Source organism: Pseudomonas emilianonis (assembly GCF_023072625.1).
In the GTDB taxonomy this organism is placed as follows: domain Bacteria; phylum Pseudomonadota; class Gammaproteobacteria; order Pseudomonadales; family Pseudomonadaceae; genus Aquipseudomonas; species Aquipseudomonas paraveronii.
The window spans coordinates 1-9,059 of sequence record NZ_JAKNRV010000213.1 but is presented as its reverse complement, the minus strand read 5'-3'; the positions used below and the strand labels follow the sequence as shown (position 1 = coordinate 9,059).

General features: G+C 51.6%; 11 protein-coding genes. 3 read left to right on the top strand and 8 right to left on the bottom strand.

Going from position 1 to position 9,059, the window contains the following annotated elements:
- From L9Z73_RS19520 to L9Z73_RS19505, 4 genes are all read right to left on the bottom strand, one after another.
- Nucleotides 1-741, bottom strand: a 741-nt coding sequence (locus tag L9Z73_RS19520) for a transposase (RefSeq protein ID WP_247404281.1), incomplete at its 3' end; no start/stop codon positions are given.
- A 54-nt stretch (nucleotides 742-795) separates the two neighbouring features.
- Nucleotides 796-1,071 (bottom strand): hypothetical protein, encoded by a 276-nt coding sequence (locus L9Z73_RS19515; RefSeq protein ID WP_247404275.1) that lies wholly within the window; start codon nucleotides 1,069-1,071, stop codon nucleotides 796-798.
- Nucleotides 1,072-1,078: 7 nt separating this feature from the next.
- The gene (locus tag L9Z73_RS19510) at nucleotides 1,079-1,489 is read right to left on the bottom strand and encodes a DUF4440 domain-containing protein (protein ID WP_247404272.1); all 411 of its coding nucleotides are present in this window, start codon (nucleotides 1,487-1,489) and stop codon (nucleotides 1,079-1,081) included.
- Nucleotides 1,470-2,837, bottom strand: coding sequence for an MFS transporter (locus tag L9Z73_RS19505; RefSeq protein ID WP_247404269.1), 1,368 nt, complete (start codon nucleotides 2,835-2,837; stop codon nucleotides 1,470-1,472). Before L9Z73_RS19505 ends, L9Z73_RS19510 begins: the two co-directional genes overlap by 20 nt.
- Before the next feature lie 105 nt (nucleotides 2,838-2,942).
- On the opposite strand from L9Z73_RS19505, the gene L9Z73_RS19500 reads away from it, so the two are divergent.
- The gene (locus L9Z73_RS19500) at nucleotides 2,943-3,830 is read left to right on the top strand and encodes a LysR family transcriptional regulator (RefSeq protein WP_247404278.1); all 888 of its coding nucleotides are present in this window, start codon (nucleotides 2,943-2,945) and stop codon (nucleotides 3,828-3,830) included.
- A gap of 240 nt (nucleotides 3,831-4,070) precedes the next feature.
- Here the strand turns inward: L9Z73_RS19500 and L9Z73_RS19495 are convergent, their stop codons facing one another.
- Complete coding sequence (locus tag L9Z73_RS19495) at nucleotides 4,071-4,700, bottom strand: LysE family translocator (protein WP_247404267.1); 630 nt, start codon at nucleotides 4,698-4,700, stop codon at nucleotides 4,071-4,073.
- A gap of 211 nt (nucleotides 4,701-4,911) precedes the next feature.
- Here L9Z73_RS19495 and L9Z73_RS19490 point away from each other — a divergent pair, with 211 nt between their 5' ends.
- Nucleotides 4,912-5,430, top strand: a complete 519-nt coding sequence (locus L9Z73_RS19490; RefSeq protein ID WP_247404263.1) for a hypothetical protein — start codon at nucleotides 4,912-4,914, stop codon at nucleotides 5,428-5,430.
- Nucleotides 5,431-5,752: 322 nt separating this feature from the next.
- On the opposite strand, the gene L9Z73_RS19485 is transcribed toward L9Z73_RS19490, so the two are convergent.
- Nucleotides 5,753-6,184 carry a tetratricopeptide repeat protein gene (locus L9Z73_RS19485; protein ID WP_247404260.1) on the bottom strand — a complete coding sequence of 144 codons (432 nt, stop codon included), beginning with the start codon at nucleotides 6,182-6,184 and terminating at the stop codon, nucleotides 5,753-5,755.
- 579 nt (nucleotides 6,185-6,763) lie between these two features.
- On the opposite strand from L9Z73_RS19485, the gene L9Z73_RS19480 reads away from it, so the two are divergent.
- On the top strand, nucleotides 6,764-7,177 hold the full coding sequence (locus tag L9Z73_RS19480) for a hypothetical protein (protein WP_247404257.1): 414 nt from the start codon (nucleotides 6,764-6,766) through the stop codon (nucleotides 7,175-7,177).
- Between the two features lie 553 nt (nucleotides 7,178-7,730).
- Here the strand turns inward: L9Z73_RS19480 and imm45 are convergent.
- A complete protein-coding gene (gene imm45 / locus L9Z73_RS31570; protein WP_081744377.1) occupies nucleotides 7,731-8,066 on the bottom strand; it encodes an Imm45 family immunity protein in 336 nt (111 codons plus the stop codon).
- A 465-nt stretch (nucleotides 8,067-8,531) separates the two neighbouring features.
- Complete coding sequence (locus L9Z73_RS19475) at nucleotides 8,532-8,774, bottom strand: hypothetical protein (RefSeq protein ID WP_247404252.1); 243 nt, start codon at nucleotides 8,772-8,774, stop codon at nucleotides 8,532-8,534.
- Between the last annotated feature and the right edge of the window lie 285 nt (nucleotides 8,775-9,059).

The following is a 9,059-nucleotide window of genomic DNA, read 5'->3' as shown; positions in this document are numbered from 1 at the left end:
CACCGTTCCGGTGCCTCGGCCGCTCGTAGCCATTGAGCGTGCATCTGGGTCTGTGAGGGAGATCTGCTGGTCTGGACTTTCGTGGAGCTGCGCCTCGATGTCCTTGAGTGTCCGCATCTGCTTTTTCAGTGTTTCTATCTTTTCTTTAAGCCGTTCTGCTTTGGCCTCGGCCACTTCGGGCGTTGCCCGATCCGCCGAATCCATCGCCGCCAGATATCGATCAATGCTCTGCTCGATCTGCTGCATGCGTGCCTTCACCTTGCCCTGAGTGAAGTTGCGGTCGCGATTATTGACGGCTTTGAATTTGCTGCCGTCGATGGCGATGATCGATTGGGAGAAGAGATTGAGGTTGCGACAGAGAATTACGAACTGGCGGCATACGCTGCGAATGGCTTTGCCGTTGTCTTTGCGAAAGTCGGCAATGGTTTTGAAGTCCGGGGCCAAACGTCCCGTTAGCCACATCAACTCGACGTTGCGCTCGGCCTCACGCTCAAGCCGGCGGCTGGACTGAATCCGATTGAGATAGCCGTAGATATAGATCTTCAGCAACACCGCTGGATGGTAGGCCGGACGACCCGTTGCAGCAGGATCAACGCCCTCAAAACCAAGTGCGCCCAGGTCGAGTTCATCGACGAAAACGTCGACCACGCGCACTGGATTTTCTTCGGCTACGTAATCGTCCAGGCACTCTGGCAGCAACGTCACTTGCGTCCGAGTCTCACCTTCAATAAATCGCTTCATGATCGCCCCCGATACGATCTCGACGATCAGAAGGTTAGACAATCACTGGCGTTTTCACACAGCCTGGACCCAAAGCTGCCTTTGATTAAGGTTGGTACGGAGTCTGACCGAGTCGGCAGTGAGCCGGATGGCAAAGACGACGCTGCCTTGCTGCGTAGTGCGGTCTGCCAGCTGTACCGCCGAGTAGTGCCGCCATTCATTCAACTCGGGGATGAACCATTTGAAATGTGCGCCCGCTGCCGGCACCGCACACCCCGTTGCTAGCGGGCTGACGGTGATTTCTTTGATAGAGGCCGAGAGCATTCGGCAATCAGTGATTGTGTAGTTCATACGAGAGTCAGCTTTCCTGGCTTAGCGGCGTTTCATGCAGGTAGATCCATTGGGCGTTGTGGTGATGCATGCCAATGATCGCCACCGAAACCCGTGAGCTTTCGCGCTGGCCGAGGCGATGGGTTTCCTTGTAGCGAATCGCCACGCTGTTGCCCTCCTGCCAGACCGTATGCAGATCGCTGATGACGATCTCCAGGCCTGGCTTGGCGCCGACTGCACCTTTAAACATCTGTTCGACTGTCGCCCGGCTGACAATGGCTGCCGAGGTGGTGACCATGGTGAACTGCTCGGCAAAGGCCGATATCAGTGGTTCAAGCGTGGCCTGCCCCTTACCGTTTGCGTCGGTGAACAGGGTGTGGATCAGCTCGTGCACGTGATGAATGCTGTGGTGCGCCTGTTCAACTATTTTGTTGTGCATGACAGTCCTTTTGAGTGCTCAACTGACTCAGTTGAAAGAGTGGGAACAGGCCCACCAGCGCGGCGATGGCAAAGGTCACGTGGTAGGCCTGGGTGGTATCGAAATGCTTCAAGAGCAGGTTGAAAACCATCAGGAAGAGGGCCGCGCCGATGCTGAATGACATCTGTCGGTTGATGTTCCAGATGACACTGGCCTTGTGGGTGTCATTGCCCTCGAAGTCCATCAGCGACGTGGTTTGTGCTGTGTTGGCACCGATGCCGCCGCCGATCCCCATCAAGCTGTAGGCGATGACGATCACCAGATAGTCTGAGGGATCGTTCACCAGTAACAGGGTGGCGATGCCGGCGCTGTGCAAGAGCATGCCGAGGGCAAACAGCCGCTTGGCGCCCATCCGGTTATAGACCCGGCCACAGATCAGCATCGCGATGAATGCGCCGATGGCGTAGAGGATCATGAACATCCCTGTCAGTCGGGCGCTGAAGTGCAGGGTGTTTTGCAGGAAGAAGATGCTCATCAAGTTGACCCCCGTGAACACCCCGGGAATTGCGTAATAGATAAAGATGGAGGTGCTGAGTTTTTTGCTTTTGAGCAGGCTCAGTTCAATGATCGGATTTTTGCAGGTGCGGTAGTGCACCCCGTACAGCACGACGAACGTAACGCCGGCCATGACGAAGAGGGCGGCCACCCATGCCGGAGCGTCGCCGCCATACAACGACATGCCCATCAATAGGCTGCCGAGTGCAGCGCTGACCAGCAGCAAGCCCTTGATGTCGGGTCTGGGCAAAGTCGTCGGTCGCGCTTCGTTGATCCAGAACCATGACAGCAATGCCGCAATCAGTGAGAACGGGATGTTGCTGTAGAACACCCAGCGCCAGGAGCTGCTGTCGACGATGCCGCCGCCGATGGTCGGTGAAATGGCGGGCGCAATCAGGGCAACGGCCATGACCAACGTGGATATTTTTGCCCGCTGCTCGCCCTTGAACAGGTTAAACGTCAGTGCCTGTCCGACAGGAATCAACAGGCCGCCGCCAATCCCCTGGACGAAGCGCCAGATCACCAGCTCGTTGAAACTGTCGGCCAGCCCACACATCCACACGGAGGCTGTAAACACGATCATCGAGGTGGTGAGGATTTCCCGACTGCCAAAACGACCGGCCAACCAGGTGCTGACCGGAATGATCAGCGTCAGCCCCAAAATATAAGCGTTAGCCACCCAGGCAACGTCTGAGGTACTAACGTGCAGCGCTGCCGATATACTCGGTAATGCGACCGCTGACATAAAGATATTAATGCAGTCTATAAAAAAGCCGATCAGAAATATCAGTGCAACTTTGTAGCGATAGGTCATGTTGTTTCCCCTTTGCCGTAAAGCATAGGGGCGGTGGACTTGAACTGTCGATACGACTATCCTTGAAACAATGTTTGACAGGATTTAACAGTGAGCCATATTTCTATGCACACTCATCTTAATCGGGTCCAGACATTCCTGGCCGTGGTCGATTTTGGTTCTTACACCAAGGCTGCCAATTACCTGAGCATCAGTAAGGCCATGGCCAGCCTGCATGTCAAGGCGCTGGAGGACGTGCTGTCAGCGACGCTGTTGATTAGAAATACCCGAAATATATCCCTCACCGAAATCGGTCATGACTTTTATGAAGAATTCAAAGGTATTGTCGCGGACATCGATAATGCCTTCGATAATGTATTAAAAGGGCATAATCGGGTGTCCGGAAAGTTGCGTTTCAGTTCCACCAGTGAATACGGCGAGGCCTATATTCTTCCGTTGATACCGCAATTTATAGAACGCTATCCGGAAATAAAAATCTGTTATAATTTCAACTCGTCACTCAATGATCTGGTGGCAGAAAAGTTAGATCTGGTAATCCGTTTAGGCAATTTGGCAGACTCGGCTTTCAAGAGCCGTAAACTGGCAGATTATGAAATTGTCCTGGTGGCTACCGAGACGTTTCTTGCACGTCACCCGGTGCAGAATCCTCAGGACCTGAATACGGTGCCGTGGATCGCCAACAGCAACCTGCAGGCACCGACCCAGTGGACGTTGAGCCATCCGCACTTGGGGAATGTCGAGATCAACGGGATTAATCAGTTTGAATCCAACTCTTCCACGGCCATTCGCTCCATGGCGTTGGCGTCGCTAGGCGTCTCGGTGCTGCCCGCCTGGGTAATCAAGGACGATATCGCCAGCGAGCGGCTAATCCGGTTGTTGCCCGACTATTCGCTGCCCTCGCAGTCGGTCAACGTGGTGTTTCCCAACAGCCCGCATTTGCCCCACAAATCGAGGGCATTCATCGATTTCCTGTTGCTGCATCTGGCGCAGTAAGCACCCAATAAATGCCCCTGAATCGAGAGATCCAGGGGCTTTCGTTTAACCGGATACTCGTCTTGACTGAGCAAACCCAATGTCTGCTATTTGGCCGATTTCTGCTGTTTGGTCAGCGCCAGCAACCTGTTAAAACCCGTCATCGAGCGCACACCATAACCTCGCAAAACCTAACATCGGACCGAGTGCGCGGGCCTGGCGCGATGTTGACAAATGTGACGTCGGACGGGTTCGGAGCCTTTAAACCGGCCGGTTTAGAAAGACCAAGCGAGCTGCCAGAGCGGCCATTACCGCAGCGAAGCCATAAGCGCCTAGGCGTTTGGGGATCGAGCCGTTGCGCAGGCGCGCATGAAGCCGTCCGGCGCAAAATCCGAGTAGGGAATGAAACACCAAGGCGATCAGCGCAAGCAGCACACCTAAGAACATCAACTGCAACGTGACGCTGCTGGTGCCGACGGTGACGAATTGCGGTAGGAATACCATGAAGAACAACAGCGCCTTTGGGTTTAACAGGCTGTTGAGCGTGGCTCGGGCCAGGATTTTCCGCAATGAAGCCTGTGTAGGTTGAGTGTCAGTATCCGAAGGGGGAGCCTTCAATGCTTGCCAAGCCAACCACATCAGATAACAAGCGCCTGCCCACCGCAGCAAGTCGAACGCCGGTGCCCAACTCATCACCAGCGCCCCTAGACCCGCGCTAACCAGGACGGTCATCAGCAAATCGGCCAGGGTTATGCCGAGTGCTGCCGCGAGGCCGGCTCGCCAGCCGTGAGCGACTGCGTGGCTGGTGACGATTGCCATGTTGGGGCCTGGCACTATAAGCAGCAGTAAGGCGGCAACAATGAATAGGTAGAGATTAGTAGCGTCAGGCATAGCGCAATACCTCCTTGGATGAGGAGTCATGCTAACCGGAAATGTTCAGGTGGAAGCAGGTACAGCGGGGGGGGATTTGGGGGTAACAGTCTGGTGCACTATGCCCTGAATACTGATTGGTACATCACCGAATACATTATCATCAGCCCGCTGTTCGGCAGTCCCAAGCCCCGGAATGGTCAGGGCACCCAATGGAATCAGGGAGAGATGGATGTACCTCAATCAAAAGTCCAGCCGCTGTATCTTGCTGGCCGGCGCGTTGGTAATTAGCGGTTGCACTTCGTTTTTGCAGGGCAAGCAGTATGTCGTTCCCGGCCCCGATGAACCCTCCGCAACGGTTCGCCTCAAGGCTGGAAATGGTGCGAGACTGGATGCCATGACGTTCAGCGACAATGGATGTTATGCGGGTTACACCATCCTGCCCTCTAACGGCGGCTACATCGAATCTCGGGTCGCCGTGAATAAGGAGCTGATCCTGACCTATGCGCAGTTCGCAGGAAGCAGCGTTTGTCAGATACCGTTCTCCTTCACGCCACAGAACGGCGCCACCTATACCTTAATCCAAGGCTCCTGGAGTAAGCCCAAGGCAGGCATTCTTCCGATCTTCAACCACGACGAACATTTCTGCGGCGTAGGCGTCATCAAGAAAGTCGGCGACCAGGAGAGCATCGAACCCATTCAACAGCTGAAAATCAAGACTCGGTTCGCATGCCTGAAGTTCGTTAAATAGAGATACCGCACGGCATCCGCTGCGAGTTGGTTGAACCATTTCGAGCGGATACCGCCTTTCCCGGACAATGATGCCGATGACCTAGCACTGTGCTGAAAGGTCAGCTTTCGGCGCAGAGTGTGTAAAAACGCTTCGCCAAAATTAAAGTGTGCGCGTCTACGTTAAATCTGAAATTTATTGGCCCGTCAGGCAGATGTGGATTTCGCATAGAAGCGCGATTTCCAATCCGGTTTTGAGTACCTGTCGCGCCGAAAAAACGTTTTTACACAGCCTCGGCCAATTATTGCCGCCGTCGCGCTTTTGTTATCGGCTATTCCGATTTTTAAATCACGGCCCGCGTTTTTAGGAACGCGAAATACTTGGGGTCGTCGTTGTCAAAAATCTCATCTCCAGCCGCCATGTATGCTCGCATAAGTTCATCGGCGGCTCGATCAGTTTCCTCTTTCTCGTAAAGTGCTTGGCCCAAACGCAAATGCAAAAATGGATTGCCGACTGCATCGGGACAAGTCATCGCATACTCAAGGGCCTCTTTTGCGGAGGTAAAGAATCCTCCCTGAAAACAGGCATCGCCGATAGCGGCAAGCACCCATGTCGCCGCTTCCCAGTTATTTTTGGGTTCTGGAATCAACTCCCACGCTAGGTTGTACTGACCGATGGCAGCCGTGAAATCACCGCCTTCCAGATGTTCATCACCCAATTGGCAAAACGCCTTGATCTGCTCATGGGTCAAGTCATCCAATTCGAAAGTTTCCATCTGAATTCCCTGTCTATAAGGCTCAACCGCGTGAGCCGCCGATTTTGCAACCAAGCTGGGCGATAAACAATCGTAAAAATCACGACGATATATAGGCCAGCTAACGGCCGATGGCCGCCTGTCGTGAGGGGCAGGGCGTCGCTGCATGGACTCATGTCGGTACAAAATTGGTACGCAGCTATCAGGTCGGCTCTGTAGGGCAAGTAGTACGTGGCCTACAGGATTAGCAGTTCCAATCCATCATGGCGCCACGGGGAAGTGGGCGGGGAGGGCTATTGGGGCAATTTTCGAGCATCAAGAGGGTCGCAGAAGGCTCACCAAATGCCATAAATTTGCCCAAGGCACCTTGATCTGGGGCTGAGATTATTAAAAAGAGACATTAGGTCACCTCCCTTTTTTTGCGTGCTAGGCTCAATTTCGAGGAAGGCTTTACGATGCAGATGCAGTTGTCATGATTTTTTTCGCGGTTTAACGTGACCTTGCATCTAAATTTTGTATCCGATCGATTTTTTGCAGATACAACGCGAAGCATCCTAAAAAGTTTAATGTCAAAACGACAAACTCGAATGGGAGCATGATATGAGCAAGCAGAACGAAGTCATTACAAAGACTGTCACTCAGCAAGAGTATGAGGCATATTTAGCCGCAAATGATTTTTCAAACTATACGAAGTCCGACCCGAAAGAAATACTTAAAATTGAAGATCTATTAGAGCTTCGAAGCGGAATTCTAAAGGACGAGAGTTACAGCGTTAGCAAGGTTATATGCAGTTGCGGCAAAACATTGACATTTTTTGATTTTCTCACCACCGCAATCTCGGAAAATAGTCATTCTAAACTATTCCTGGTACATGCTCTTTTGGGCAATAAATATGGGTTTCAAAAGCCGCGATTAGTTACTTGTAGTGCGTGTGGTGATCAGCATATCGCATATTACACAACACCTAATTACAGCTGTCCTAACGGCGGTATAACGCATTTAGGCACTAATTGATTTCTGCTGCAAAAGCCGCTTAGGTTTTAGCTGGGAACACCTAAGCGGTCCCATATCCTGGTCAGGAGTGGTTTTGCGAGTTGAGAGGATTTTGGTGGTACAGAATTGGTACGGGAAAAACTTAAGCTGATGTTGGTCTTTGTTTTAAAGGGTTTTGCGGTAAGTCATTCCAATCCATCACCGAAAAGGCTGATGTTTTTCGCTCGTGGCCGGCAGCAGTCGGCCCAGAGTGTGTAAAAACGTTTCGCCAAAATTGAAGTGCGCGCGTCTACGTTAAATCTAAAATTTATTGGCACGTCAGCAGATGTGGATTTCGCGTAGAAGCGCGATTTACAGTCCTGTGTTGAGTACCTGTCGCGCTCAAAAACGTTTTTACACAGCCTCGGCCAAAAGCGGACAGTCTTACTGGGACTGGGCTGGTATCCCTGAGGCTCGAAAGCAGCTATGAAACTCGGGGCGATTCAAAGCACCATTCGAAGACATCTACCCCCCCAAGCCCTCCACCGTAGCAAAGCGAAACCAAAAGCCGTCCACACACATACAAGCACTACTTTCAAGCGGTGCTTACCCAACTAGGAGCAGCCGACCTCTCATATAAGAAAACATCGTTCACATCACACTCCGGGTACACCCATTTACTCCAGTTATCAATCAGCCACCTTGTCGAAATCCCGTGACCAGGAGCACGACTTTCGATAGGGAGCTGAATGAGCATCAACCCTGACTTATTTCCAGACGCAACGACCAAAGAGTGCCCAAATTTCTCATCCGGGAGATCAACAACCATGAAATCCACAACACTTTCATACGGCCAACTTGCTGGCAGTCTAAATATATAGCCGCGCGAAATCAGCTCACCTGCATACTCAACCAGCTTCACACATGCCATTACTTAATCCTCAGATCATGACCACCAGAAGAGTCTTTTTAGTTATCTACAGGACTAAGATCGGACTTAACATCTCCCATATGCGCTCCGCTCCTACCATTTAACTTTCCGAATCTACCATGCTGGGTATCAACCGAGTAAATAAAACCATCACCACCGACAAAAACGTCTCTCGAATTCATCCTACTGAGACGGCTATCTTTCTTCCACCCAAGCGAATCAGCTACTTCCTTGGCAGTGGTCTTTACAGTCGCCACTCGCTCCCCAGGAGGCAAGCTAACCAACCCTTTCTCGAAATCAGAAGCTGACTGACCGCCTGGAAGGTTATCCACGTGTGGAAAGACAAGGATGGCTAATCAGAGCGACGGTCGCTAACCGGCCATGAGCTGCCTTTCACCTGTCCACAAAAGACACTCAACGTACCCTGCTGAAGAGACAACATTGAAAAGGGCACAGACTTAAAAACTACTTAAACCTATCTGGAACGTACTCTTGCCGTTCAACTAATTTTAGCGCATCCAACATATCTTCCAAGAAGTGAGATAGCTCATCTTTAGATTCGCAAACTGTTAGAGAAGCTATTTCCGAATCGCAAAGGCGCTCTTTGATAATGCGCATGCAATCTGCATAAACCATTAGCTCCCCTTCAGACAGGCGCAAATCAAACAACGTTACACTGGCAATACACTCTTTTTTCAGAATATCCATTACTCACCATTTAACATAGTCAGGGAATTTAGATTGAAATGCCTTAAGCTCCTCTGAATCGCCCCTGATTTCCTGGAGGCATCCGACTGGCTCCTTTTGGCCGTTTTCTGCCGCTCCCCATTGGGTGAAGTAAATCGCTTCGAGTTATCCTAGGTGAGCTAGTGGCTTGAGCGGTTAATCCATTAATTTATTTTTTATAACGCTCAGCTTCGCTTTATGTACCGAGCTAATGATGGCCTCAGCCGTTTTATTCCACTTGAACGGCTTGGCTGAATGCTCATTATG